This window comes from Jiella avicenniae, from assembly GCF_021390325.1.
Lineage (GTDB): Bacteria > Pseudomonadota > Alphaproteobacteria > Rhizobiales > Rhizobiaceae > Jiella > Jiella avicenniae.
Window position 1 is genome coordinate 117,547 of record NZ_JAJUWU010000020.1, and the last position, 25,030, is coordinate 142,576.

Consider the following 25,030-nt stretch of genomic DNA (forward strand, 5'->3'; position numbering starts at 1 on the left):
GACCGTCACCGGGGATGAAATGGTCCGATGAGCGCACTCCTCGCATCCTATCTGCCGATCGTGATCTTCGTCGGCGTCGCGCTGGTCATCGGCCTGGCGCTTCTCGTCACGCCGTTCCTCGTCGCCTTCAAGGCGCCGGACGACGAGAAGCTCTCGGCTTACGAATGCGGCTTCGACGCCTTCGACGATTCCCGCATGAAGTTCGACGTGCGCTTCTACCTGGTGTCGATCCTGTTCATCATCTTCGACCTCGAGGTCGCCTTCCTGTTTCCCTGGGCGGCGAGTTTCGGAACCCTCGGCTGGTTCGGCTTCTGGTCGATGATGGTGTTTCTCGGCGTCCTGACGGTCGGCTTCGTCTACGAATGGAAGAAAGGCGCACTGGAATGGGACTGATCATCGGCGACAAGCCGTTCGCTTCGTTCGCCCCCGAGGCGGGGACGGGTGCGGCCGCAGCCGCGCCGGGCCTGCCCATCGCGCAGCGGCAGGATCCGTTCGTCACCGAGGTCAACGAGGAGCTGGCCGACAAGGGCTTCCTCGTCACCTCGACCGACGAACTGATCCAGTGGGCGCGCACCGGCTCGCTCATGTGGATGACCTTCGGCCTCGCCTGCTGCGCGGTCGAGATGATGCAGGTCTCGATGCCGCGCTACGACGTCGAGCGATTCGGCTTCGCGCCGCGCGCCAGCCCGCGTCAGTCGGACGTGATGATCGTCGCGGGAACGCTGACCAACAAGATGGCGCCGGCGCTGCGCAAGGTCTACGACCAGATGCCGGAGCCGCGCTACGTCATCTCCATGGGCTCCTGCGCCAATGGCGGCGGCTATTATCACTATTCCTATTCGGTGGTGCGCGGCTGCGACCGCGTCGTGCCGGTCGACATCTACGTGCCGGGCTGCCCGCCGAGCGCCGAGGCGCTGCTCTACGGCATTCTTCTCCTGCAGAAGAAGATCCGCCGCACCGGCACGATCGAACGGTAGGAAGGCCGCGTCATGCGTGAATTCGCCACCACCGACATGGCCGACTATCTGGCCGAGGCCCTCGGCGAGAGGCTCGATTCCAGCGAGCATCGCTTCGGCGAGCTGACCATCGTCGTCGCACCTCAGGACATCGTCCGGGTCATGACCGTCCTGCGCGACGATCCGCAGACCCAGTTCGTCAATCTGATCGACATTTGCGGCGTCGACTATCCCGGGCGGGTCAAACGCTTCGAGGTGGTCTACCATCTGCTGTCGCCCCGGCAGAACCAGCGCATCCGCGTCAAGGTCCGCACCGCCGAGGACGATCCGGTTCCCTCGGTCTCCGAAGTCTTTCCCGCCGCCGACTGGTTCGAGCGCGAGGCCTACGACTTCTACGGCATCCTGTTCACCGGCCATCCGGATCTCCGCCGCATCCTGACGGACTACGGTTTCGAGGGCCACCCGATGCGCAAGGATTTCCCGCTGACAGGCTTCGTCGAAGTCCATTACGACGAGGAAAAGAAGCAGGTGGTCTACGAGCCCGTGGAACTCAGACAGGAGTTTCGCAACTTCGACTTCCTGTCGCCGTGGGAAGGCACCGAATACGTGCTGCCGGGCGACGAGAAGGCGAAGCGACAGTAAAGAGCGGAGAGCCCCATGGCTGGCAAGCAACTCCAGGCCAAGTGCCTTTGCGGCGGCGTCCGCATCGATGCCGACATCGAAAACCAGGAAGTCGGCGCCTGCCACTGCGACATTTGCCGGCGCTGGGCCGGCGGGCCGTTCATGGCGGTCGAGGCCTCGGAGAACGTCGTCCTCGCGGGGACCGATCTTCTCGGCATCTACGAGTCGTCCGGCTGGGGCGAACGGGGCTTTTGCACGGCCTGCGGCTCGACGCTGTTCTGGCGCTCCAAGGACGCGGCGCATTACGCCATCTCGGCGATGGCTTTCGACGATCTGAGCGAGGCGGTGCTGACGAAACAGATCTTCATCGACTCCAAGCCCGACTGGTATGCCTTCGCCAACGAGACGAAGTCGATGACCGGGGCGGAGTTCCTCGCGCAGTTCTCCTCCGAAGAGGACAAGCCGAATGGCTGAGATCGACGTCCGCAACTTCAACATCAACTTCGGTCCGCAGCACCCCGCCGCGCATGGCGTTCTGCGCCTCGTGCTGGAACTCGACGGCGAGATCGTCGAGCGGGTGGATCCGCATATCGGCCTGCTCCACCGCGGCACCGAAAAGCTGATCGAGCACAAGACCTATCTCCAGGCGATCCCCTATTTCGACCGACTCGACTACGTCGCGCCGATGAACCAGGAGCATTCCTTCTGCCTCGCGATCGAGCGGCTGGCGGGGGTGACCGTGCCGCGGCGCGCCCAGTTGATCCGGGTGCTGTACAGCGAGATCGGCCGGATTCTGTCGCACCTTCTGAACGTCACCACGCAGGCGATGGACGTCGGCGCCCTGACGCCGCCTCTGTGGGGGTTCGAGGAGCGCGAGAAGCTGATGGTGTTCTACGAGCGCGCATCGGGCTCGCGTCTCCATGCCGCCTATTTCCGGCCGGGCGGCGTCCATCAGGACATTCCGCAGGCGCTCGTCGACGACATCGGGGCGTGGTGCGATCCGTTCCTCAAGGTCTGCGACGATCTCGAGGAGCTTCTCACCGACAATCGCATCTTCAAGCAGCGCAACGTCGACATCGGCGTCGTCCCGCTGGAAGACGTGTGGGCATTGGGCTTTTCCGGCGTCATGGTCCGCGGTTCGGGCGCCGCGTGGGACCTGCGCAAGTCGCAGCCCTACGAGTGCTACGACGAAATGGAATTCGACATTCCCGTCGGCAAGAACGGCGACTGCTACGACCGCTACCTGATCCGCATGGTCGAGATGCGCGAAGCCGCCCGGATCATGAAGCAATGCGTGGAAAAGCTCTCGAGCGCGGACGGGCAGGGTCCCGTCGCCGCGACCGACGGCAAGCTGGTGCCGCCCAAGCGGGGCCAGATGAAGCGGTCGATGGAAGCCCTCATCCACCACTTCAAACTCTACACCGAGGGCTTCCACCTGCCGGAAGGCGAGGTCTACGCCGCGGTCGAGGCGCCGAAGGGCGAATTCGGCGTCTATGTCGTGTCGGATGGAACGAACAAGCCGTATCGCTGCAAGATCCGGGCGCCGGGATTTGCCCATCTCCAGGCAATGGACGGCCTGTGCAAGGGCCACCTGCTGGCGGACGTTTCGGCCATTCTCGGCACGCTCGACATCGTCTTCGGCGAGGTCGACCGCTGACGTTGCGGCCGACCCGACGAAGTGTCAGGTTGGAAAGATGAACACCCGAGCCCTGCCGACGGCCCTGATGAGCGTTGACGAATTTCTGGTCTGGTCGCAGGACCTGCCGGAGGGCGAGCGCTACGAACTGGTCGACGGCAGGTTGTCGCGAATGCAGTCCGAGCGGATCATCCACGCCGAGACGAAGGCCAACGTCTGGCTGGCGTTGCGCGGTGCTCTTCGCAGCGCCGGCAAAAGCGACTGCCACGCCTTCATCGACGGCGTCAGCGTCCGCATCGACGAAACGACCCTGCGCGAGCCCGACGCGCTGATTCACTGCGGGACCTACGACCCGAACGCGCTCCTCGCCGACAACCCGGTGGTCGTGGTCGAGGTCGCATCTCCGCAGCGCCCCGAGATCAAGAAGACGCTCGACTACTTCTCGCTGGAATCGGTCGAACACTACCTCGTCCTGTTTCCGGCCGAGGGGAGGGTGCTTCACCAGTTTCGCTCCTCGACGCCGGGCGAGATCGTCAGCCGCATTCTCGGCAAGGATGCGCGGATCGACCTCACGCCACCCGGTATCACCGTCGCCGTCGAGGCGCTTTTCGCCGGCTGAACCCCCGCCTTTTCCGGCATGGGAGCCAATCTTCAACTGCGGTCATCGGCCACTGGCCTTTTGTCCGTCTTGTGATAGAACGCGCCGCAACATCGCGTGTTGAAGCGCTCTAAGATCGAGGTCCGATGTCTGTCAGACGTCTCGCGGAAGAGGCCGTGCAACCAGCCGGCTTCGCGTTTAGCGAAGAGAACGCCGCTTGGGCTGAAGCGACGATCAGAAAGTATCCCGAAGGTCGACAGCAGTCCGCCGTCATCCCGCTGCTCATGCGGGCGCAGGATCAGGACGGCTGGGTGACCAAGGCGGCGATCGAGCATGTCGCCGAGATGCTCGACATGCCGCTGATCCGCGTTCTCGAAGTCGCGACGTTCTATACGCAGTTCCAGCTCAATCCGGTCGGCACCAAAGCTCACGTTCAGGTCTGCGGGACGACGCCCTGCATGCTGCGGGGCGCCGAGGATCTGAAGTCCGTCTGCCGCAAGAAGATCCATTCCGAGCAGTTCCATCGCAACGAGGCCGGAACGCTGTCGTGGGAAGAGGTGGAGTGCCTCGGTGCCTGCGTCAACGCGCCGATGGTGATGATCTTCGAGGATACCTACGAGGATCTGACTCCCGAGCGGCTGGAGGAGATCATCGACCTCTTCGAGGCGGGGCGCCGTGACGAGGTGAATCCCGGCCCACAGAACGGGCGCCACCTGTCGGCGCCGCTCGGCGGCCTGACCTCGCTGACCGGGGACTACGACGATCTGGCCGCCGAGCAGAAGCGGGAGGGCGCGCACGGACCGGCCAACGGCTCCGCGCCGCAGGGCGAGGGCGCCGGGCGATCGGTCTCGACGCCGCCTTCGGAGGCCGGCCGTCCGGACACGGAGTCCGAGCAGACCGACCCGACGCTTCCGACCCCCGGCGCCGCCACGGACGCCAAGGTGGACGAAAGCGTCGAAGACCGCGAGAGCGACGAACTGGCCGCCGAGGGCCACAAGCCCGGTGCCGGACAGGAAGGCGGCACGCGCCAGGGTTCGACCGACGCCGAGGAAGGCAACGTTCCCGACGAGGTCGACACCAAGACGAGCGGGAATTTCCGCCGCGCCGAGGCGGCCGCCGAGGATGCGGTGATCCCGTCCGGGAAGCATCTCGACGATGCCGGCGGCGGGCAGCCGTCGCGGCTCGGCGAAGGCGAGACGCCGACCGAGGTTCTGACCGGTCGGCGCGAAGGCGATCTCACGGAAGGTGAGCGGACCGAAACGTCCGACGTGAGGACCGGCCCCGGCCATGCCGATCATTTCGAGAGCGAAGCCGAAGAGGCAACGCCGGAACGGCGGCCGGGTGACAAGCCGGCCGACCTGCTCGACGCGCCGCGAGGCGAAAAGGACGATCTGAAGCAGATTCGTGGCATCGGCCCGGTGATCGAGGGCAAGCTCAACGACCTCGGCGTCTATCATTTCTGGCAGATCGCCGAGTGGCGCGAGACCGAGCTGATCTGGATCGACGACTATCTGAATTTCCGCGGCCGGGCCGTTCGCGAACAGTGGATCGAGCAGGCGAGGGGTATGCGGTCCGGGTCGGCCGCAAGGCCCGGCGAGGGTGAAGGAGAGGCGTGATGCTTCAGGACAAGGACCGGATCTTCACCAACATCTACGGCCTGCGCGACAAGAGCCTGAAGGCTGCGCTCAAGCGTGGCCATTTCGACGGCACGGCCGACATCATCGGCAAGGGCCGCGACTGGATCATCAACGAGATGAAGGCCTCCGGCCTTCGCGGGCGTGGCGGCGCGGGCTTCCCGACCGGTCTCAAATGGTCCTTCATGCCGAAGGAAGTCGGCGAGCGGCCGCATTACCTCGTCATCAATGCCGACGAATCCGAACCCGGGACCTGCAAGGACCGGGAGATCATGCGCAACGATCCGTTCACGCTGATCGAGGGCTGCATCATCGCCGGTTTCTCGATGCTGGCGCACACCTGCTACATCTACGTGCGCGGTGAATATGTCCGCGAGCGTCAGGCGCTGCAGCGGGCGATCGACGAGTGCTACGAGCAGGGCTATCTCGGCAAGGACAACAAGTGCGGCTGGGACTATGACATCGTCGTCCATCACGGTGCCGGCGCCTACATCTGCGGCGAGGAAACCGCGCTGCTCGAAAGCCTCGAGGGCAAGAAGGGCCAGCCGCGGCTGAAGCCGCCGTTCCCGGCGAATGTCGGCCTCTACGGCTGCCCGACGACCGTCAACAACGTCGAGTCGATCGCCGTCGCGCCGACCATTCTGCGCCGCGGCGGCTCCTGGTTCGCCGGCATCGGCCGCCAGAACAACACCGGCACCAAGCTCTTCTGCGTCTCGGGTCATGTCGAGCGGCCGTGCACCGTCGAGGAGGCGATGGGCATCTCCTTCCGCGAGCTGATCGAGAAGCACTGCGGCGGCATTCGCGGCGGCTGGGACAACCTTCTCGCGGTGATCCCCGGCGGCTCCTCGGTGCCGCTGGTGCCGGGCGCCGACATCGTCGACGCGCCGATGGATTTCGACGGGCTGCGCGAGATCAAGACCTCGCTCGGCACCGCCGCCGTCATCGTCATGGACAAGTCCACCGACATCGTGAAGGCGATCGCCCGCATCTCCTATTTCTACAAGCACGAGAGTTGCGGCCAGTGCACGCCCTGCCGCGAGGGCACCGGCTGGATGTGGCGCGTCATGGAGCGGATGGCCACCGGCCACGCCCAGAAGCGCGAGATCGACATGCTGCTCGACGTCACCAAGCAGGTCGAGGGCCACACGATCTGCGCCCTCGGGGATGCGGCGGCCTGGCCGATCCAGGGCCTCGTCCGCCACTTCCGTGCGGAGATCGAGCGACGCATCGACGAATATTCGCACAACGCCCACGAGGTGCGGCCGGTGCTCGAGGCGGCGGAGTAGGAGCGGGAGCGATGGCGGACGAGCCGGACAATCTGGTGCTGCAGCTGCTTCGGGAAATCCGGACGGATGTCGGAGACGTCAAGGCCACACTGGCAAAGCACGGTGAGCGCCTCGACCACATCGACCAGCGGCTCGAGGAAGTCCACGAGACGCTCTACACCGTCGCCGGCGCCGCGGTGCACGCCAATGTCCGTCACGACACCGTGGCGGAGCGGTTGAAGACGCTGGAAGAGCGCGTCTCCCGGCTGGAAGAGAAAGCCTGATCATGACGAAGCTGAAAGTCGACGGCAACGAGATCGAGGTTCCGGATCACTACACGCTGCTCCAGGCGTGCGAGGAGGCCGGCGCCGAGATCCCGCGGTTCTGTTTCCACGAGCGCCTGTCGATCGCCGGCAATTGCCGCATGTGCCTGATCGAGGTGAAGGGCGGGCCGCCGAAGCCGGTGGCGTCCTGCGCCATGGGCGTGCGTGACCTTCGCCCGGGGCCGGAAGGCCAGTTGCCGGAAATGTTCACCAACACGCCGATGGTGAAGAAGGCCCGCGAGGGCGTGATGGAATTCCTGCTGATCAACCATCCGCTCGATTGCCCGATCTGCGACCAGGGCGGCGAGTGCGACCTGCAGGACCAGGCCATGGCCTACGGCGTCGACTCCTCCCGCTACCGGGAGAACAAGCGCGCCGTCGAGGACAAATATATCGGCCCGCTGGTCAAGACGATCATGACGCGCTGCATCCACTGCACGCGCTGCGTCCGCTTCACGACGGAAGTCGCCGGCATTTCCGAGCTCGGCCTCGTCGGCCGAGGCGAGGACGCCGAGATCACCACCTTCCTCGAACAGGCGATGACCTCCGAGTTGCAGGGCAACGTCATCGACCTCTGCCCGGTCGGTGCGCTGACCTCGCGGCCTTATGCCTTCCAGGCGCGTCCGTGGGAGCTGACCAAGACCGAATCGATCGACGTGATGGACGCCGTCGGCTCGGCGATCCGCGTCGACACCCGCGGCCGCGAGGTTCTGCGCATCCTGCCGCGCGTGAACGAGGCTGTGAACGAGGAGTGGATCTCCGACAAGACCCGCTTCGTCTGGGACGGCCTGCGCACCCAGCGCCTCGACAAGCCCTATGTGCGCCGCGACGGCAGGCTGCAGCCGGCGAGCTGGCAGGAGGCCTTTGCCGCCATCAAGGCGAAGGTCGACCAGACCGCGCCCGAGAGGATCGGCGCCGTCGCCGGCGATCTCGCCGCCGTCGAGGAGATGTACGCGCTGAAGCAGCTTATGGCCGGCCTCGGCGCGACCTCGCTCGACTGCCGCCAGGACGGCGTCATGCTCGACCCGGCCGCCGGCCGCGACAGCTACCTCTTCAACACCACCATCGCCGGCATCGAGGATGCCGACGCGCTGCTGATCGTCGGTGCCAATCCCCGCTTCGAGGCGGCGGTCCTCAACGCCCGCATCCGCAAGCGCTGGCGGCTCGGCGGCTTCCCGATCGGCGTCATCGGCGAGAACGCCAATCTGCGCTACGACTACACCTATCTCGGCGCCGGCACGGACACGCTCTCGGACGTCGCCAAGGCGAGCCAGGGCTTCTTCGACGCGCTGAAGAACGCCGCCCGGCCGATGATCATCGTCGGCTCCGGCGCGCTAACCGGCGAGAACGGCGCCGGCATCCTCTCCGCCGCCGCGGCGCTCGCCCGCGAGATCGGCGCCTTCGCAGACGGCTGGAACGGCTTCAACGTCCTCCACACGGCGGCCTCGCGCGTCGGCGGGCTCGACGTCGGCTTCACGCCGGGCGAGGGCGGCAAGACCTTCGCCGAAATGGCGTCCGGCGGCGTCGACGTCCTGTTCAATCTCGGCGCCGACGAGGTCGACATCGCCGCCGGGCCGTTCGTCGTCTATGTCGGAACCCACGGCGATCGCGGCGCTCACCGGGCGGACGTCATCCTGCCGGGTGCGGCCTATACGGAGAAGGACGGCACCTTCGTCAATCTCGAGGGGAGGGCGCAGGTCGCCTCCAGAGCCGCGTTCCCTCCCGGCGATGCCCGCGAGGACTGGGCGATCGTCCGGGCTCTGTCTGCCGTTCTCGGCCGGACGCTGCCCTTCGACTCGCTTGCCGCGCTGCAGCGTGAGCTGTATCAGGCGCATCCGTGGATGCGCAGCGACCGCGTCGAGCCGGCCGGCCACGACGGCATTCTGGCGCTGGCGGATCGGGCGGGCACCCTTGGTGCGGCCCATCTCGGCTCGAAGCTCGGCGACTTCTATCTGACCAATCCGATCGCCCGGGCCTCGAAGGTCATGGCCGAGTGCTCGCGGCTCGCCGCCGGCGAAAAACTTCAAGCAGCGGAATAAGGACGGGCGAACGTGACGGACTTCTTCTCCATCTATGTCTGGCCGGGGCTGATCATTCTCGCCCAGAGCGTCCTGTTTCTCGTCGTTCTGCTCGTCCTGATCGCCTACATCCTGCTCGCCGACCGCAAGATCTGGGCGGCGGTGCAACTGCGGCGCGGGCCGAACGTGGTGGGGCCCTTCGGCCTTTTCCAGTCCTTCGCCGATCTGTTGAAGTTCATGCTGAAGGAGCCGGTCGTCCCGGCGAGCTCGGACAAGGTGGTGTTCCTGCTCGCGCCGCTGGTCGCCGTGACGCTGGCGCTCGCCACCTTCGCCGTGGTCCCGGTTTCGAACGGCTGGGTGATCGCCAACATCAACATCGGCATTCTCTACGTCTTCGCCATCTCCTCGCTCGAGGTCTATGGCGTGATCATGGGCGGCTGGGCGTCGAACTCGAAATACGCCTTTCTCGGGGCGCTGCGCTCGGCGGCGCAGATGGTGTCCTACGAGGTCTCGATCGGCTTCGTCATCGTCACCGTGCTGCTCTGCGTCGGCTCGCTCAACCTCACCGACATCGTCATCGCCCAGTCGGCCGGGGTCGGCACCATGGTCGGCCTGCCGAACACTTTCCTCGACTGGCATTGGCTGAGCCTCTTCCCGATGTTCATCGTGTTCTTCATCTCGGCGCTCGCCGAGACGAACCGGCCGCCCTTCGACCTGCCGGAAGCCGAATCCGAACTCGTGGCGGGCTTCATGGTCGAATACGGCTCGACCCCGTACATGATGTTCATGCTCGGCGAATATGCCGCCATCACGCTGATGTGCTGCCTGACCACCATCCTGTTCCTGGGCGGCTGGCTGCCGCCGTTCAACTTCGTGCCCTTCACCTGGGTCCCGGGCGTCATCTGGTTCCTGGCCAAGGTCGCGCTGGTGTTCTTCATGTTCGCCATGGTGAAGGCCTTCGTGCCGCGCTACCGCTACGATCAGCTGATGCGCCTCGGCTGGAAGGTGTTCCTGCCGCTGTCGCTGGCGATGGTCGTCATCGTCGCTTTCGTTCTCCAGCTTACCGGCTGGGCCAGCGTCGCCGCATGACGATCGATCCGGCGATCATCGGGGCTCTCCTCGGTCTCGTCATCGGCGTTGCCGACTACTTCGTCATCGGCGCCGTGATGGAGCGGATGGCGCGGGAGCGGCCGTCGGAACGGCTCGGGGCGAAGACGGCCCTGAACGTCGCGCGGATCTCGCAACTGGTACTGTTTCCGGTGTTGGGCTGGTTCGTCGGCCAGACCTTCGCCGCCTGAGAAGAAAAAGAAAGGGCAGAGCTCATGTCCCAGATTGCCCAGACCGTCCGCTCGCTGTTCCTGATGGAGTTCGCGAAGGCGTTCGCACTGTCGATGCGCTACTTCTTCAAGCCCAAGGCGACGGTGAACTATCCGTTCGAGAAGGGGCCGGTGTCGCCGCGCTTCCGGGGCGAGCACGCGCTGCGCCGCTATCCGAACGGCCAGGAGCGCTGCATCGCCTGCAAGCTCTGCGAGGCGATCTGCCCGGCCCAGGCGATCACCATCGAGGCCGGCCCCCGCCGTAACGACGGGACCCGTCGGACGATCCGCTACGACATCGACATGGTGAAGTGCATCTATTGCGGCTTCTGCCAGGAAGCCTGCCCGGTGGACGCGATCGTCGAGGGACCGAACTTCGAGTTCGCCACCGAGACGCGGGAAGAACTCTACTACGACAAGGCGAAGCTCCTTGCGAACGGCGATCGCTGGGAGCGGGAGCTTGCACGCAACATTGCGCTCGACGCGCCCTACCGCTAATCGGTCGGCCGTCCGGAAACGGGCCGTCCGAGAGTCGGGCAGATAGACTGAACGAGGCGGCATCTGCCGCGGACCGGAACATGAGGGGAGCCCGAGAATGCTCGGCCTTCAGGCATTCTTTTTCTACATCTTCGCCTTCATCGCCGTCGGCGGCGCGCTGATGGTCGTCTTCGCGCGAAACCCGGTCCACTCGGTCCTGTTCCTCATCCTGACCTTCGTCGCCGCGGCGGGGCTGTTCCTCCTGGCGGGTGCCGAGTTCCTGGCACTGATCCTCATCGTCGTTTATGTCGGCGCCGTGGCGATCCTCTTCCTCTTCGTCGTCATGATGCTGGATCTCGATCTCGCCCAGGCCAAGAAGGGGGCGCTGAAATACGCGCCCTTCGGCCTGATCATCGGCCTCGTCCTCCTGGCCGAGCTGGTCGTCGCGGGAACCGGCAGCGTCTATCAGCCCGAACTCGCCGAATCGACGGCGCTGCCGATGCAGCCGCTCTACGAGATGTCGAACATCGGGGCGCTCGGGAGCGTGCTCTATACCCGCTACATCCTGTTCTTCCAGCTCGCCGGCCTCATCCTCTTCGTCGCGATGGTCGGCGCGATCGTCCTCACGCTCCGCCACAAGCAAGGCCTCAAGCGCCAGTCCATTCCCGCCCAGGTGGGCCGGACGCCGGCCACCGCCATCGAGATCCGCAAGGTCGAGAGCGGCCGGGGCATCTGAGGGACAAGGAACGTAAAGCCATGGAAATCGGTCTCGGCCATTACCTGACAGTCGCCGCGATCCTCTTCGTCACGGGGGTCTTCGGCATCTTCATGAACCGCAAGAACATCATCACCATCCTGATGTCGGTGGAGTTGATCCTGCTCGCGGTGAACATCAACATGGTGGCCTTCTCGGCCTTCCTCGGCGATCTCGTCGGTCAGGTCTTCGCGCTCTTCATCCTGACCGTGGCGGCGGCAGAGGCCGCCATCGGCCTCGCCATCCTGGTCGTCTTCTTCCGCAATCGCGGCTCGATCGCCGTCGACGACGTCAACACGATGAAAGGCTGATCCGCGGTGTACACGATCATCGTCCTCCTGCCGCTCGCGGGCTTCCTGATCGCCGGGCTGTTCGGCAAGTCGATCGGCGCGAAGGCTTGCGAATACACCTTGTCGGGCTTCATGGTGGTGGCCGCGATCCTCTCCTGGATCGCCTTCATCTCCTTCGGCTTCGGCGAGGGCGAGACGCTCCGGGTGCCGCTTCTCCACTGGATGCAGTCGGGTACGCTCGACGTCGCCTGGTCGCTCCGCATCGACCGGCTGACCCTGGTGATGCTGGTCGTCGTCAACACCGTTTCCTGCCTGGTGCACGTCTATTCGATCGGCTACATGCACCACGATCCGCATCGGCCGCGCTTCTTCGCCTATCTCTCGCTGTTCACCTTCGCCATGCTGATGCTGGTGACGTCGAACAATCTCGTCCAGATGTTCTTCGGCTGGGAGGGCGTCGGTCTCGCCTCCTATCTGCTGATCGGTTTCTGGTACAAGAAGCCTTCCGCCAACGCGGCGGCGATGAAGGCGTTCATCGTCAACCGCGTCGGCGACTTCGGCTTCGCCCTCGGCATCTTCGGCGTCTTCGCGCTGTTCGGTTCGGTGAACTTCGACACCATCTTCGCCGGAGCCGCCGACGTCGCGGCGACGCTCGGCAACGGGGCGGGCCACGAAGCCGCCGCGGCGGGCTCGCAAGCCGCCGCCCACGGGGCCGGCGACGTCGTGATGAGCTTCGCCGGCTACGCGCTCACCATGGGCAGCGCGCTGACCGTCGTCTGCCTGCTTCTCTTCATGGGCGCCATGGGCAAATCCGCGCAGCTCGGTCTGCACACCTGGCTGCCGGACGCGATGGAAGGCCCCACCCCGGTTTCGGCGCTCATTCACGCCGCCACCATGGTGACCGCCGGCGTCTTCATGCTGGCGCGGATGTCGCCGCTCTTCGAGCTCAGCCCCTCGGCGCTGACCTTCGTCACCTTCATCGGCGCCACGACCGCGTTCTTTGCGGCCACGATCGGTCTCGTCCAGAACGACATCAAGCGCGTCATCGCCTATTCGACCTGTTCGCAGCTCGGCTATATGTTCGTCGCGCTCGGCGTCGGCGCCTACGGCCCGGCGATCTTCCATCTCTTCACCCACGCCTTCTTCAAGGCGCTGCTGTTCCTCGGCGCCGGTTCGGTCATCCACGCCGTTTCCGACGAGCAGGACATGCGCCGCATGGGCGGCCTCAGGACCCATATCCCGAAGACCTACTGGATGATGGTCATCGGTACGCTGGCGCTGACCGGCTTCCCCTTCACCGCCGGCTACTTCTCCAAGGACGCCATCATCGAGGCGGCCTTCGTCGGCCACAATTCCTTCGCCCTCTACGGCTGGGGACTGACGGTGATCGCCGCGGCGCTGACCAGCTTCTACTCCTGGCGGCTGATCTTCCTGACCTTCCACGGCAAGCCGCGCGCTTCCGCCGACGTGATGCATCACGTCCACGAGTCGCCCTGGGTCATGCTGGTGCCGCTGTTCGTCCTCGCCGCGGGCGCGCTGTTTGCCGGTATCCTGTTCGAGGGCGCCTTCATCGGCGAGGGCTATGGCGAGTTCTGGCACGCCGCCCTGTTCACCGGCAGCGAGAACCACGTGCTCCACGACATGCACGAGATCTCGTTCTGGATCGCGTTCCTGCCGACCATCTGCATGGTCGTCGGCTTCGTGACCGCGTATTTCTTCTACATCGCCAGGCCGAGCCTCGCGAAGCAGACGGCGGAGCGCAATCGCGGCCTCTATCTGTTCCTGCTCAACAAATGGTACTTCGACGAACTCTACGAATTCCTGTTCGTCCAGCCCGCCCAGCGGCTCGGCCGCTTCCTCTGGAAGACCGGTGACGGCAAGGTCATCGACGGCTTCGGCCCCGACGGCGTGTCGGCGCGCGTCATGGACGTCACCGGCCGGGTGGTCCGCCTGCAGAGCGGCTATCTCTACCACTATGCCTTCGCAATGCTGATCGGCGTTGCCGCGCTGGTCACCTGGATCATGCTCGGGGGAGCAAGCTGATGACCGACTGGCCGATCCTTTCGACAGTCACGTTCCTGCCTCTCGTCGGGGCGCTGCTCATCCTGTTCATCAAGGACGACAACGAGCTCGCCCGGCGCAACGTGCGCAACGTCGCGCTGCTGACGACGGTCTTCACCTTCATCGTGTCGCTGTGGGTGTGGATCGACTTCGATGCCTCCGATCCGGGCTTCCAGATGGTCGAACGGTCCGAGTGGATCGGCGGCTCCATCACCTACCACATGGGCGTCGACGGCATCTCGATGCTGTTCGTCATCCTGACGACGTTCCTGATGCCCCTCTGCATCCTGGCGAGCTTCGAGAGCGTCAAGATGCGGGTGAAGGACTACATGATCGCCTTCCTCGTGCTGGAAACGCTCGTCGTCGGCGTCTTCTGCTCGCTCGATCTCGTCCTCTTCTACATCTTCTTCGAGGGCGGCCTGATCCCGATGTTCCTGATCATCGGCGTGTGGGGCGGCAAGCGCCGCATCTATGCGAGCTACAAGTTCTTCCTCTACACTTTCCTCGGCTCGGTGCTGATGCTGATCGCCATCATGGCGATGTACTGGAACGCCGGCACCACCTCGATCCCGGACCTGCTCCAGCACCCGTTCCCGGCCGGAATGCAGACCTGGCTGTGGCTCGCCTTCTTCGCTTCCTTCGCGGTGAAGATGCCGATGTGGCCGGTCCACACCTGGCTGCCCGACGCCCACGTCGAGGCGCCGACGGCGGGTTCGGTGATCCTCGCCGGCATCCTCCTGAAGCTCGGCGGCTACGGCTTCCTGCGCTTCTCGCTGCCGATGTTCCCGCTCGCCTCGGCCGACTTCGCGCCCTTCGTCTTCACCCTGTCGGTCGTCGCGATCATCTACACGTCGCTGGTCGCGCTGATGCAGGAGGACATCAAGAAGCTGATCGCCTATTCCTCCGTCGCCCACATGGGCTTCGTGACCATGGGCATCTTCGCCGCCAACGAGCAGGGCGTGCAGGGCGCGATCTTCCAGATGCTCTCCCACGGCCTCGTCTCCGGCGCGCTGTTCCTCTGCGTCGGCGTCGTCTACGACCGCATGCACACCCGCGAGATCGCGGCCTATGGCGGCCTCGTCAACCGGATGCCGCACTATGCGGCGGTGATGCTGATCTTCACCATGGCGAATGTCGGCCTGCCGGGCACCTCGGGCTTCGTCGGCGAGTTCCTGACGCTCCTCGGCGTCTTCCAGGTGAACAGCTGGGTGGCGATCTTCGCCACGACGGGCGTCATCCTCTCCGCGGGCTATGCGCTGTGGCTCTATCGCCGGGTCATCTTCGGTGCGCTGGAGAAGGAGAGCCTGCGCTCGATCCTCGATCTGTCCGGCCGCGAGAAGCTGCTGCTCTATCCGCTGATCGTGCTGGTGATCTTCTTCGGCGTCTATCCGATGCCGGTCTTCGACGTGACGGCGGCCTCGGTCGAGAGCCTCGTCAACGGCTACACCGCGGCCCTCGACGCGGCCGCATCCGGCGGCGTCGCGGCGCTGCATTGATCGACGGCGGGGCGGCTCCGGTCGCCCCGCCGGCCAAATTTACGACCGACGCCGGCGGGCGGGCCAGACTGCCCGCCGGGCGCGCCAAGTCCAAGCTTTGAGGCCAACCGCCCATGATGCCCGATATGCTGACGAGCAGCCTTTCGATCGCCGCACCGGAACTGATCCTCTCGGTCGGTGCGATGATCCTTCTGATGATCGGCGTCTTCATGGGTGAGAAGAGCTCGCAGACGGTCACCGGCCTGTCGGTCGCGGTGATCATCATCGCGGCGCTCTGGCTGATCCTGATCACCCCGCTCGGCATCGCCTTCGGCGGCTCCTTCGTGCTCGATCCCTTCGCCCGCTTCATGAAGATCCTCGTCCTCGTCGGCTCGGCCGCCGCGGTGGTGATGTCGGTCGGCTTTGCCGAGAGCGAGCGCTTCAACCGCTTCGAGTTTCCGGTGCTGGTGCTCCTGTCGACCGCCGGCATGATGATGATGGTTTCCGCCGGCGACATGATCGCGCTCTATCTCGGCCTCGAACTGCAGTCGCTGGCGATCTACGTGCTCGCCGCCATCAACCGCGACAGCGTCCGTTCGACCGAAGCGGGCCTGAAATACTTCGTCCTCGGCGCGCTGTCCTCGGGCATGCTGCTCTACGGCGCGTCGATGGTCTACGGCTTCACCGGCCACATTGCATTCACCGAGATCGCCCGCGTCGCCGCCGAAAGCGGCAGCTCTCTCGGCCTCGTCGTCGGCATCGTCTTCGTCCTCGCGGGCCTCGCCTTCAAGATCTCGGCCGTGCCGTTCCACATGTGGACGCCGGACGTCTACGAGGGCGCGCCGACGCCGATCACCGCCTTTCTCGCCGGCGCGCCGAAGGTTGCGGCCATGGCGCTGCTGACCCGCTTCACCGTCCAGGGCTTCGAGCCGCTTTCGGATCAGTGGCAGCAGGTGATCGTCTTCATCTCCATCGCGTCCATGGTGTTCGGCGCCTTCGCGGCGATCGGCCAGCACAACATCAAGCGGCTGATGGCCTACTCCTCGATCGCCCATATGGGCTACGCGCTGGTCGGCCTCGCCCCGGCGAGCGTCGAGGGCGTGCGCGGCGTCATCCTCTACATGACCATCTATCTGGTGATGACGCTCGGCACCTTCGCCGTCATCCTCGCCATGCGCCGCCGCGACGGCATGGTCGAGGAGATCGACGACCTCGCCGGCCTGTCGCAGACCAACCCGGTGATGGCGGTGTTCCTGTCGGTGATGATGCTGTCGCTCGCCGGCCTGCCGCCGCTCGCCGGCTTCATCGCCAAGTACTTCGTCTTCATGGCGGCGGTGCAGGCCGGTCTCTGGCCGCTGGCGATCATCGGCGTCCTCGCTTCCGTCGTCGGCCTCTACTACTATCTGCGCCTCGTGAAGGTGATGTGGTTCGACGAGCCGGCCGAGGCCTTCGTGCCGATGGCGATCGAACTGCGTGCCGTCCTCTGGGTCACCGGGCTGATCGTCTTCCCGCTCTACATCTTCGTCGGCGGGCCGGTCTTCGCGGCGGCCGAGGCTGCGGCCAAGACCTTCTTCTGACGGTGGCACCGGGATTCAACCTCTCTCCTACGGCGCTCGGCGACGGTTTCCGCCTCGAATCCTTTCCCGAGATCGGATCGACCAACGCGCTGGCGCTCCAACGCGCGGCGGAGGGTGACCCCGGAAAGCTCTGGCTCGTGACGGGTCATCAGACCGGCGGGCGCGGTCGACGCGGCAGGCCCTGGGAGGGGCGTCCCGGCAACCTCGCCGCGACGCTGCTTCTCAGGCCGAAGGTGGAACTCGCCAGGGCCGCATCGCTCGGCTTCGTCGCCGCGCTGGCGCTTCACGATGCCCTCGAGGCGGTGATGCCCCGCAGCCGCTTCGCCATCGCTCCCGATGGGGGGAACCTCGCCGGCGGCGGACGCTTCGCGCTGAAGTGGCCGAACGACGTTCTCGGCGACGGGGCGAAACTCTCGGGAATTCTGCTCGAAACCTCCGGTGCCGGCACGGGCGACCTCGCAGTCGCGATCGGCATCGGCGTCAACGTCGTCGACCATCCGCGCGAGACGCCCTATCCGGCGACGGATCTGGCAGCCCTAGGCGTCGCTTGCTCGGCAGCCGACCTCTTCTTCGCGCTCTCCGACGCATTCGTCGACAATCTCCGGCTCTGGCGAGGCGGCGACGATCTCGCGGCGGTGCGCGACAAATGGCTCGGCTCGGCTGCCGGGCTGGGGTCCGACATCGCCGTCGATACGGGTGGCAGGATCGTGCGCGGGGTCTTCGAGACCATCGATGCCGACTGCCATCTCGTCATCCGCGAGGCGAATGGGCATATGACGAAGGTTGCGGCGGGAGACGTACATTTCGGCGCTGTCGCGTCGGTGAAGAATTTGAAGGCAAACGTTTGATGAACAACGATAAAAGCGGCGAGCTGGTGTTTTGCCCCCTGGGCGGCGTCGGCGAGATCGGCATGAATTTCGCCCTCTACGGCTTCGGTCCGGAAGAGGCGCGCGAGTGGATCGTCGTCGATTGCGGCGTTTCCTTTGCCGGCCCGGAGATGCCGGGCGTCGATCTCGTTCTGCCGGACATCCGCTTCATCAAGGAGCAGCGTCTCGCGCTGAAGGGCATCGTGATCACCCATGCCCATGAGGATCACTACGGCGCACTCCTCGATCTCTGGCCGCGGCTGAAGGCCCCGGTCTACGCCACGGCCTTCACCGCATCCCTCCTGGCGGCCAAGCGCGAGGGCGAGCCGGGTGCGCCGGACATCCCCGTGACGGTGTTCAAGGCCGGCGACCGGTTCCGGATCGGTGCTTTCGAGATCGAAGCGGTCAACGTCACCCACTCGATCCCCGAGCCCGTGGCGCTGGCCATCCGCACACCGGCGGGCACGGTGCTCCACACCGGCGACTGGAAAATCGACGCGACGCCGGTGCTCGGCGCGCCCACCGACGAGGCGCGTCTGAGGGCGATCGGCGAGGAGGGGGTCCTGGCGATGATCGCCGATTCCACCAACGCCATGCGCGACGGCATCAGCCCGTCCGAGCGCGAGGTCTCGGCCTCGCTCGCCAAGGTCATCGCCGAGGCGCCCGGCCGCGTCGCCATCACCACCTTTTCGTCCAATGTCGGCCGCATCCGCGCGGTCGCGGAGGCCGCGCGCGATGCAGGCCGCCAGGCACTTCTGATGGGCCGGTCGATGCGCCGCGTCGTCGAGGTCTCCGACGAGCTCGGCTATCTGGAAGGCCTGCCGCCGTTTCTGACCGAACAGGACTTCGGCTACATCCCGCGCGAGAAGGCGGTGATCATCCTCACCGGCAGCCAGGGCGAGCCGCGTGCCGCGCTCGCCCGCCTGTCGCGTGACGAGCATCCGGCCGTCAGCCTGTCGAAGGGCGACATGGTGATCTTTTCGTCCCGCTCGATTCCGGGCAACGAGAAGGGCATCATCGAGATCAAGAACGCGCTGATCGACCGGGGCATCACCGTCCTGGAAGATGGCGAGACCCTCGTTCACGTCTCGGGCCATCCGCGGCGCCACGAGATGAGGCAGATGTACGACTGGGTGCGGCCGCAGATCGCGATTCCGGCCCATGGCGAGGCCGCCCATCTCGTCGCGCACGAGAAGCTGGCGCGGGAGGCCGGCGTCAAGACGGTGCTGTCCGTGCGCAACGGGGCGATGGTGCAGCTCGCGCCCGGGCCGGCCATGGTGATCGACGAGGTCCCGGTCGGGCGGCTCTACAAGGACGGGCGGCTGATCGGAACGCCCGAGGAGATGGGCATCGTCGAGCGCCGGCGCCTGTCCTTCGTCGGCCATGTCGCCGTCCATGTCGAGATGACCGCGAAGCTCGCCTTGCGCGACGATCCCGACGTCGTCGTCCTCGGCCTGCCGAAGGAGGACGAGGAGGGCGACACGATGGAGGACATCCTCATCGACGCGGCGGTCGACGCCTTCGAGAGCATTCCGCCGAAGCGCCGTGGCGACGTGGAGACGGTGCGCGAGGCGGTTCGCCGCTCGGTCCGCTTCGCGGCGGCCGATGCATGGGGCAAGAAGCCGATCGTCACGGTGTTCGTCTCGAAGCCGTGAGTTCGGCGCGGTCCGCCTGAACGCTGAGGTCGTGAGGCAATCCTCGGCGCGCCTCGCCCCGGCGGCGCCGGAAAAATGGGGAGGTTCTTCGATGCTGCAGCGTCTCAATCACGTCGCCCTGGCGGTGCCCGATCTCGAAGCCGCCACCGCGACCTATCGCGCGATGCTGGGGGCGCGGGTGTCGGCGCCCCAGCCGCTGCCGGATCACGGTGTGACCGTGGTCTTCGTGGAACTGGAAAACACCAAGATCGAGCTTCTCGAACCGCTGGGGGAAAACTCGCCCCTCGCAGCCTTCCTGGCCAAGAACCCGAAAGGCGGGATGCATCATCTCTGCTACGAGGTGGACGACATCGCCGCCGCACGCGATCGTCTGGTCGCATCCGGGGCGAGGGTGCTCGGCGACGGCGAGCCGAAGATCGGCGCCCATGGCAAGCCGGTGCTGTTCCTTCATCCCGGCGACGTTCACGGCACCCTGACGGAACTCGAACAGGTCTGAGACGCATCGCGCGGCCAATCCGCCAGCCATGACTGGCAATCGAAGCCGGACGATCGGCCCTTTCCGACCTGTGGCGATCGGGCCGCCTTCGCCATCTTCAAATCTCCGCATCCCATCGTTACGAGGGGCGGACGACGAAAAGCACCCGACGCGCTCCGGTGATATGGAGCGGCCGTCGGCGAGGGAGGCATCGATGGGAATCGTTTCGGCTCTGGCGATCTATTTCATCATCTGGTGGACGACGCTCTTCGTGGTCCTGCCGATCGGCAACCAGTCGCAGCACGAGGCCGGGGAGCGGGCTCTCGGCACTGCCGACAGCGCGCCGGTCAACGCCCGGATGGGCTTCAAGGTGCTCCTGACCACCATCCTGGCGACGGCGGCCTTCGCCGTCTTCTATCTGGTGACACAGGTCTGGGGTCTCGGACCCGACGATCTGCCGCATGTCATTCCCGGGACCTGATCCCGCTGGAAATCACCGCCGAGCGCCGGATGGGTGGCATCGATCTTCGCCGATTGCGCCGCGTGGCGCCCAGTCGGCCGGCCGCCGGAGTCTGGCGAAAAAGGTCGCGCCGCCAAATTTTGCACAAAAAAAATGCAAGGCTTCCGCCTTGCATTTCAATTCGCGCGCCTGGATTTCACACCGGACTTCGCCGGGGCTGCGGCTGATGAACCGCGCCGGAAATCACGTCCTCCCGAGACTAGACCGCTTGATTTCGCGCCGCTGACGGCGCGTTTTTTATGCAGCGGGACGTTACCTGCGGCCATCGGACTTGTCACGTGAATTTTTCAATTGTGATCGAAAGTGATGACGATTGCGATCTGCGCTTGATCGTCCGTGCACGTTGCGGGGATCGCGGACCTCGGCCCCTCGCAGCACCGGCCTTGCGCTCTCGGCCGCGTCGAGGCGGGGGCAACGCCGTGCCGGCGGTGTGGTGCCTCATGTTCCGTCCCGGAGATCGTATGCGCCGCCCCGCCGCCGACGCCGCCGTGGTGGCGCCCGCGAGGGTCGGTCGCCGAGCCGACCCGGCGCGGCTTTTGCGGCGGCTTCGCGACGGATGGGTCACTGCGCGGAAATCCCGCCTTTTCATTGCCGTGGCGACCGGTTAAGAGCCGATCCGGCGCGGATTGCGCGTCATAAACTCTCGATCTGATCGGATCACGCATGCGTCTGTCGCGGTTCTTTCTGCCAATCCTCAAGGAAAACCCGAAAGAGGCGGAGATCGTCTCTCATCGGCTGATGCTGCGGGCCGGCATGATCCGCCAGCAGGCGGCGGGATCCTACACCTTCCTGCCGCTCGGCAAGCGTGTGCTGGACAAGGTCTGCGCGATCATCCGCGAAGAACAGAACCGCGCCGGTGCGAACGAGATCCTGATGCCGACGATCCAGTCGGCCGACCTGTGGCGCGAGAGCGGGCGCTACGACAGCTATGGCAAGGAGATGCTGCGGATCGAGGATCGGCACGGCCGCGACATGCTGTACGGCCCCACCAACGAAGAGGTGGTGACCGACATCTTCCGGTCCTATGTGCGCTCCTACAAGGACCTGCCGCTCAACCTCTACCACATCCAGTGGAAGTTCCGCGACGAGGTGCGGCCCCGCTTCGGCGTCATGCGCTCGCGCGAATTCCTGATGAAGGACGCCTATTCCTTCGACATCGACCGGGCGTCGGCCGAGACGGCCTATCACCGCATGTTCGTTTCCTATCTCAGAACGTTCGAGCGCTGCGGCCTGCAGGCGATCCCGATGCGGGCCGATACCGGTCCGATCGGCGGCGATCTCTCGCACGAATTCATCATCCTGGCTTCGACCGGCGAGAGCGAGGTCTTCTGCCATCGCGACTTTCTCGGCCTGAAGGTGCCGGACGCCTCGGTCGACTTTTCCGACGCCGCGGGCCTCGCCGAGATCGTGAAGACCTGGACGACGCCATACGCCGCGACCGACGAAATGCACGACGAAGCGACCTGGAACGCGGTTCCGGCCGAGGACCGGGTCGCGGCGCGCGGCATCGAGGTCGGTCACATCTTCTATTTCGGCACCAAATATTCCGAACCCCTGAAGGCGATGGTCACCGGACCGGACGGCAAGGAGACCCCGATCCACGGCGGCTCCTACGGCATCGGGCCGAGCCGGCTCATCGCGGCCATCATCGAGGCCTCCCACGACGAGGCCGGCATCGTCTGGCCGAAGTCTGTCGCGCCCTTCGACGTCGGTCTCGTCAGCATGAAGCCGGGCGATGCCGACTGCGACGCGGCCTGCGAGACGATCTACCGCGAACTTGAGGCGGCCGGGTTCGACGTTCTCTACGACGATCAGGACACGCGGGCCGGCGCCAAGTTCGCGACCATGGATCTCATCGGCCTGCCGCTGCAGGTGGTCGTCGGACCGCGCGGCGCCAAGGCGGGCGAGGCGGAGATCAAGGTCCGCGCCACCGGCGAGCGGGAGACGATCCCGCTCGCCTCGGTCGTCGCCAGGGTGTCGGCATGAGCCTGCCGGAAAGCCCGACCGCCGCGGAGGCCTCCCGCAGCAGCCGGCCGTTTTCGCGTTTCGAGTGGATGATCGCCGGGCGCTATCTGCGCTCGCGACGCCGGGACGCCGGCGTTTCGGTCATCGCCGGCTTCTCCTTCGTCGGGATCATGCTCGGCGTCGCGGCGCTGATCATCGTCATGTCGGTGATGAACGGGTTCCGCGGCGAACTCATGATGCGCATCCTCGGCGTCAACGGCCATGTCATCCTCTACCCGATCGACCGGCCGCTGACCGACTACGAGCAGGTCGCCGACCGGATCGGTCAGGTCGACGGCGTCGAATTCGTCATGCCGATGGTGCAGGGCCAGGTGCTCGCCCAGGGGCCGAATTCGGGCTCGACGGGCGCGCTCGTCCGCGGCGTCCGGCTCGCTGACCTGACGAAGCTCGCGCCGGTCTCCGAGAACGTCAAGCTCGGCAGTCTCGAAGGCTTCGACACGGGCGACGGCGTCGCCGTCGGCAGCCGGCTCGCCTCCTCGCTCGGCATCGGGCTCGGCGACATGATCACGCTGATCTCGCCCGACGGGGACGTCACCGCTTTCGGCACCAGCCCGCGGGTGAAGGCCTATCCGGTGACGGCGATCTTCGAGATCGGCATGTCGGAATACGACGCGGCCTACGTCTACATGCCGCTGTCGGAGGCGCAGCTCTACTTCAACCAAGAGAACCAGGTGCAGTCGATCGAGGTCTTCGTCGACCGCCCCGATGAGGTGAAAGCCCTGCAGCCCGCCATCGAGGCGGCCGCCGGGCGGCCGGTCTACACGGTCACCTGGGAGACCCAGAACCAGAGCTTCTTCTCGGCGCTCAACGTCGAGCGCAACGTCATGTTCATCATCCTCACCCTGATCGTCCTCGTCGCCGCGCTCAACATCATCTCCGGCCTGTTCATGCTGGTGAAGGACAAGGGCCGCGACATCGCCATCCTGCGCACCATGGGCGCGACGAAAGGCTCGGTGATGCGGGTGTTCTTCATCACCGGCGCGTCGATCGGCTTTGCCGGCACGCTGGCGGGCTTCGTCCTCGGCCTCCTGTTCTGCATCAACATCGAGTCCATCCGCCAGTTCTTCTCCTGGGTGACCGGCGTCGTCCTGTTCAACCCGGAATTCTACTTCCTCAGCCAGCTCCCCGCCGAGGTCGATCCGAGCGAGGTCGTCCTCGTCGTCGCCATGGCGATCGGCCTGTCCTTCCTGGCGACGATCCTTCCCTCCTGGCGGGCCTCGCGGCTCGATCCCGTCGATGCGTTGCGTTACGAATGATGGCAGAAAACCACGCGCTGCGGCTCGATGCCGTCGGCAAGGAATATCATCAGGGCGAGAACCGTCTGGTGATTCTCAGGGACGCGGAGATGACCATCGCTCCCGGTGAGATGGTGGCGCTCGTCGCGCCCTCCGGCGCCGGCAAGTCGACGCTCCTCCACATCGCCGGCCTGCTCGATCGGCCGGGCACCGGCGAGGTCTATGTCGGCGGCGTCGCCTGCGGCACGCTCGGCGACGAGGCCCGCACGGCCATGCGCCGGCAGGCGATCGGCTTCGTCTACCAGTTCCACCATCTCCTGCCGGAGTTCTCGGCGCTCGAAAACGTCATGCTGCCGCAGATGATCGACGGTCTGCCGCGCAAGGCGGCCGCCGCGCGCGCGCAGGAGCTGCTCGACTACATGCGCATCGGCGCGCGGTCCGAGCATCGCCCGGCCGAGCTTTCCGGCGGCGAGCAGCAGCGCGTCGCCATCGCCCGGGCCGTGGCCAACTCGCCCCACGTCCTCCTCGCCGACGAGCCCACCGGCAATCTCGACCCGACCACCTCGGGCTACGTCTTCGACGCCCTGACGGCCCTGGTGCGTCAGGCCGGCGTCGCCGCGCTCATCGCCACCCACAATCACGACCTCGCCCGGCGGATGGATCACGCGATCACCCTGGAAGAGGGCCGGATCGTGCCGCTCGCGATGCACTGACCGCCTCGCGGCGGCAGCCTTCGACGACAGGTTCGAAGCCGACGCTCCGCGCCCGAGCAGTCGTGCCGGGCTCGGTGCGCCCGTGTCGCCGCACGGCCGCTCCGTCTCGCCCGCGCGGGATGGTCGAGCGATCAGTGGGTTAGCAAAGGATTGGATAGCCGGCTACATTATAGGGAGTTCCTGCCGCGAATCCCGGCTTGACGATCAGAACAAAAAGAGAACAAATAGGGACACAAACAAAAACGGAGGCCTCGCCATGCTCACCGTCGCCAAGGACGTCCTGTCTCTCCTTGCCATCTCGAGCTTTCTCTTCGCGCTCAGCCTGATCGTCCACGCCGTCTGATCCGGTCCTGCCGATCGGCCTCGTGTCGGAGCGGGCCGAATTCCCGGTGGAGGAGGGCGGTTTCCTGGGGATCGGGCGCGCTTCGTCCTTTTCTCTGCCGGAGCGGCGTCCTACCCCTAGCGGACGGCCGGATGCGGGCCGACATTGCCGATGCCCCGGCCGCGGAGGATGGCGGTCCGGGTAGCCCGGCGGATGAT

26 protein-coding genes are annotated in these 25,030 nt (G+C 65.8%); all 26 read left to right on the forward strand.

The features are described 5' to 3' along the window. Positions 1–27 precede the first annotated feature (27 nt). The 26 genes from LZD57_RS19030 (at position 28) to LZD57_RS19155 (ending at position 24,490) form a co-directional block, all read left to right on the forward strand. On the forward strand, positions 28–393 hold the full coding sequence (locus LZD57_RS19030; RefSeq protein WP_163465049.1) for an NADH-quinone oxidoreductase subunit A: 366 nt from the start codon (positions 28–30) through the stop codon (positions 391–393). Continuing rightward, positions 384–977 (forward strand): NuoB/complex I 20 kDa subunit family protein, encoded by a 594-nt coding sequence (locus tag LZD57_RS19035; RefSeq protein ID WP_233721161.1) that lies wholly within the window; start codon positions 384–386, stop codon positions 975–977. The genes LZD57_RS19030 and LZD57_RS19035 overlap by 10 nt, the downstream gene beginning before the upstream one ends. A gap of 12 nt (positions 978–989) precedes the next feature. Continuing rightward, positions 990–1,598, forward strand: coding sequence for an NADH-quinone oxidoreductase subunit C (locus tag LZD57_RS19040; protein WP_233721162.1), 609 nt, complete (start codon positions 990–992; stop codon positions 1,596–1,598). A 15-nt stretch (positions 1,599–1,613) separates the two neighbouring features. After that, positions 1,614–2,051, forward strand: a complete 438-nt coding sequence (locus LZD57_RS19045) for a GFA family protein (RefSeq protein ID WP_233721163.1) — start codon at positions 1,614–1,616, stop codon at positions 2,049–2,051. Beyond that, on the forward strand, positions 2,044–3,234 hold the full coding sequence (locus LZD57_RS19050) for an NADH-quinone oxidoreductase subunit D (RefSeq protein WP_233721164.1): 1,191 nt from the start codon (positions 2,044–2,046) through the stop codon (positions 3,232–3,234). The genes LZD57_RS19045 and LZD57_RS19050 overlap by 8 nt, the downstream gene beginning before the upstream one ends. Before the next feature lie 67 nt (positions 3,235–3,301). After that, complete coding sequence (locus tag LZD57_RS19055) at positions 3,302–3,832, forward strand: Uma2 family endonuclease (RefSeq protein ID WP_233721165.1); 531 nt, start codon at positions 3,302–3,304, stop codon at positions 3,830–3,832. Between the two features lie 125 nt (positions 3,833–3,957). Next, the gene (gene nuoE / locus LZD57_RS19060; protein WP_233721166.1) at positions 3,958–5,427 is read left to right on the forward strand and encodes an NADH-quinone oxidoreductase subunit NuoE; all 1,470 of its coding nucleotides are present in this window, start codon (positions 3,958–3,960) and stop codon (positions 5,425–5,427) included. Then, the gene (gene nuoF, locus LZD57_RS19065; RefSeq protein WP_233721167.1) at positions 5,427–6,731 is read left to right on the forward strand and encodes an NADH-quinone oxidoreductase subunit NuoF; all 1,305 of its coding nucleotides are present in this window, start codon (positions 5,427–5,429) and stop codon (positions 6,729–6,731) included. The genes nuoE and nuoF overlap by 1 nt, the downstream gene beginning before the upstream one ends. Before the next feature lie 11 nt (positions 6,732–6,742). Further along, entirely contained in the window at positions 6,743–6,994 is a 252-nt protein-coding gene (locus LZD57_RS19070; RefSeq protein WP_233721168.1) for a hypothetical protein, read from the forward strand. Between the two features lie 2 nt (positions 6,995–6,996). Further along, positions 6,997–9,072, forward strand: coding sequence for an NADH-quinone oxidoreductase subunit NuoG (gene nuoG, locus LZD57_RS19075; RefSeq protein ID WP_233721169.1), 2,076 nt, complete (start codon positions 6,997–6,999; stop codon positions 9,070–9,072). A gap of 12 nt (positions 9,073–9,084) precedes the next feature. Next, on the forward strand, positions 9,085–10,140 hold the full coding sequence (gene nuoH / locus LZD57_RS19080) for an NADH-quinone oxidoreductase subunit NuoH (RefSeq protein ID WP_233721170.1): 1,056 nt from the start codon (positions 9,085–9,087) through the stop codon (positions 10,138–10,140). Further along, positions 10,137–10,349, forward strand: a complete 213-nt coding sequence (locus LZD57_RS19085; RefSeq protein WP_233721171.1) for a hypothetical protein — start codon at positions 10,137–10,139, stop codon at positions 10,347–10,349. The genes nuoH and LZD57_RS19085 overlap by 4 nt, the downstream gene beginning before the upstream one ends. A gap of 24 nt (positions 10,350–10,373) precedes the next feature. Beyond that, positions 10,374–10,865, forward strand: coding sequence for an NADH-quinone oxidoreductase subunit NuoI (nuoI, locus tag LZD57_RS19090; protein WP_233721172.1), 492 nt, complete (start codon positions 10,374–10,376; stop codon positions 10,863–10,865). A 97-nt stretch (positions 10,866–10,962) separates the two neighbouring features. Beyond that, positions 10,963–11,580: an NADH-quinone oxidoreductase subunit J gene (locus LZD57_RS19095; RefSeq protein WP_233721173.1), complete on the forward strand. Its 618-nt coding sequence runs from the start codon at positions 10,963–10,965 to the stop codon at positions 11,578–11,580. A gap of 20 nt (positions 11,581–11,600) precedes the next feature. Next, positions 11,601–11,909, forward strand: coding sequence for an NADH-quinone oxidoreductase subunit NuoK (gene nuoK / locus LZD57_RS19100; RefSeq protein ID WP_134760481.1), 309 nt, complete (start codon positions 11,601–11,603; stop codon positions 11,907–11,909). 6 nt (positions 11,910–11,915) lie between these two features. Beyond that, positions 11,916–13,931 carry an NADH-quinone oxidoreductase subunit L gene (gene nuoL / locus LZD57_RS19105; protein ID WP_233721174.1) on the forward strand — a complete coding sequence of 672 codons (2,016 nt, stop codon included), beginning with the start codon at positions 11,916–11,918 and terminating at the stop codon, positions 13,929–13,931. Further along, a complete protein-coding gene (locus tag LZD57_RS19110) occupies positions 13,931–15,445 on the forward strand; it encodes an NADH-quinone oxidoreductase subunit M (RefSeq protein ID WP_233721175.1) in 1,515 nt (504 codons plus the stop codon). Before nuoL ends, LZD57_RS19110 begins: the two co-directional genes overlap by 1 nt. 113 nt (positions 15,446–15,558) lie before the next feature. After that, positions 15,559–17,001, forward strand: coding sequence for an NADH-quinone oxidoreductase subunit NuoN (gene nuoN, locus LZD57_RS19115; RefSeq protein ID WP_233721176.1), 1,443 nt, complete (start codon positions 15,559–15,561; stop codon positions 16,999–17,001). Between the two features lie 2 nt (positions 17,002–17,003). After that, positions 17,004–17,849 (forward strand): biotin--[acetyl-CoA-carboxylase] ligase, encoded by an 846-nt coding sequence (locus tag LZD57_RS19120; RefSeq protein ID WP_233721177.1) that lies wholly within the window; start codon positions 17,004–17,006, stop codon positions 17,847–17,849. Beyond that, complete coding sequence (locus LZD57_RS19125) at positions 17,849–19,522, forward strand: ribonuclease J (protein ID WP_233721178.1); 1,674 nt, start codon at positions 17,849–17,851, stop codon at positions 19,520–19,522. The genes LZD57_RS19120 and LZD57_RS19125 overlap by 1 nt, the downstream gene beginning before the upstream one ends. A gap of 91 nt (positions 19,523–19,613) precedes the next feature. Continuing rightward, positions 19,614–20,018 carry a methylmalonyl-CoA epimerase gene (gene mce / locus LZD57_RS19130; protein WP_233721179.1) on the forward strand — a complete coding sequence of 135 codons (405 nt, stop codon included), beginning with the start codon at positions 19,614–19,616 and terminating at the stop codon, positions 20,016–20,018. Positions 20,019–20,211: 193 nt separating this feature from the next. Then, on the forward strand, positions 20,212–20,478 hold the full coding sequence (locus LZD57_RS19135; protein ID WP_233721180.1) for a DUF1467 family protein: 267 nt from the start codon (positions 20,212–20,214) through the stop codon (positions 20,476–20,478). 33 nt (positions 20,479–20,511) lie between these two features. Continuing rightward, positions 20,512–20,799: a hypothetical protein gene (locus tag LZD57_RS19140; protein ID WP_233721181.1), complete on the forward strand. Its 288-nt coding sequence runs from the start codon at positions 20,512–20,514 to the stop codon at positions 20,797–20,799. 381 nt (positions 20,800–21,180) lie between these two features. Continuing rightward, positions 21,181–22,503, forward strand: coding sequence for a proline--tRNA ligase (proS, locus tag LZD57_RS19145; RefSeq protein WP_233721182.1), 1,323 nt, complete (start codon positions 21,181–21,183; stop codon positions 22,501–22,503). Beyond that, entirely contained in the window at positions 22,500–23,798 is a 1,299-nt protein-coding gene (locus tag LZD57_RS19150) for a lipoprotein-releasing ABC transporter permease subunit (protein ID WP_233721183.1), read from the forward strand. Before proS ends, LZD57_RS19150 begins: the two co-directional genes overlap by 4 nt. Further along, the gene (locus LZD57_RS19155) at positions 23,798–24,490 is read left to right on the forward strand and encodes an ABC transporter ATP-binding protein (protein ID WP_233721184.1); all 693 of its coding nucleotides are present in this window, start codon (positions 23,798–23,800) and stop codon (positions 24,488–24,490) included. The genes LZD57_RS19150 and LZD57_RS19155 overlap by 1 nt, the downstream gene beginning before the upstream one ends. Positions 24,491–25,030 lie beyond the last annotated feature (540 nt).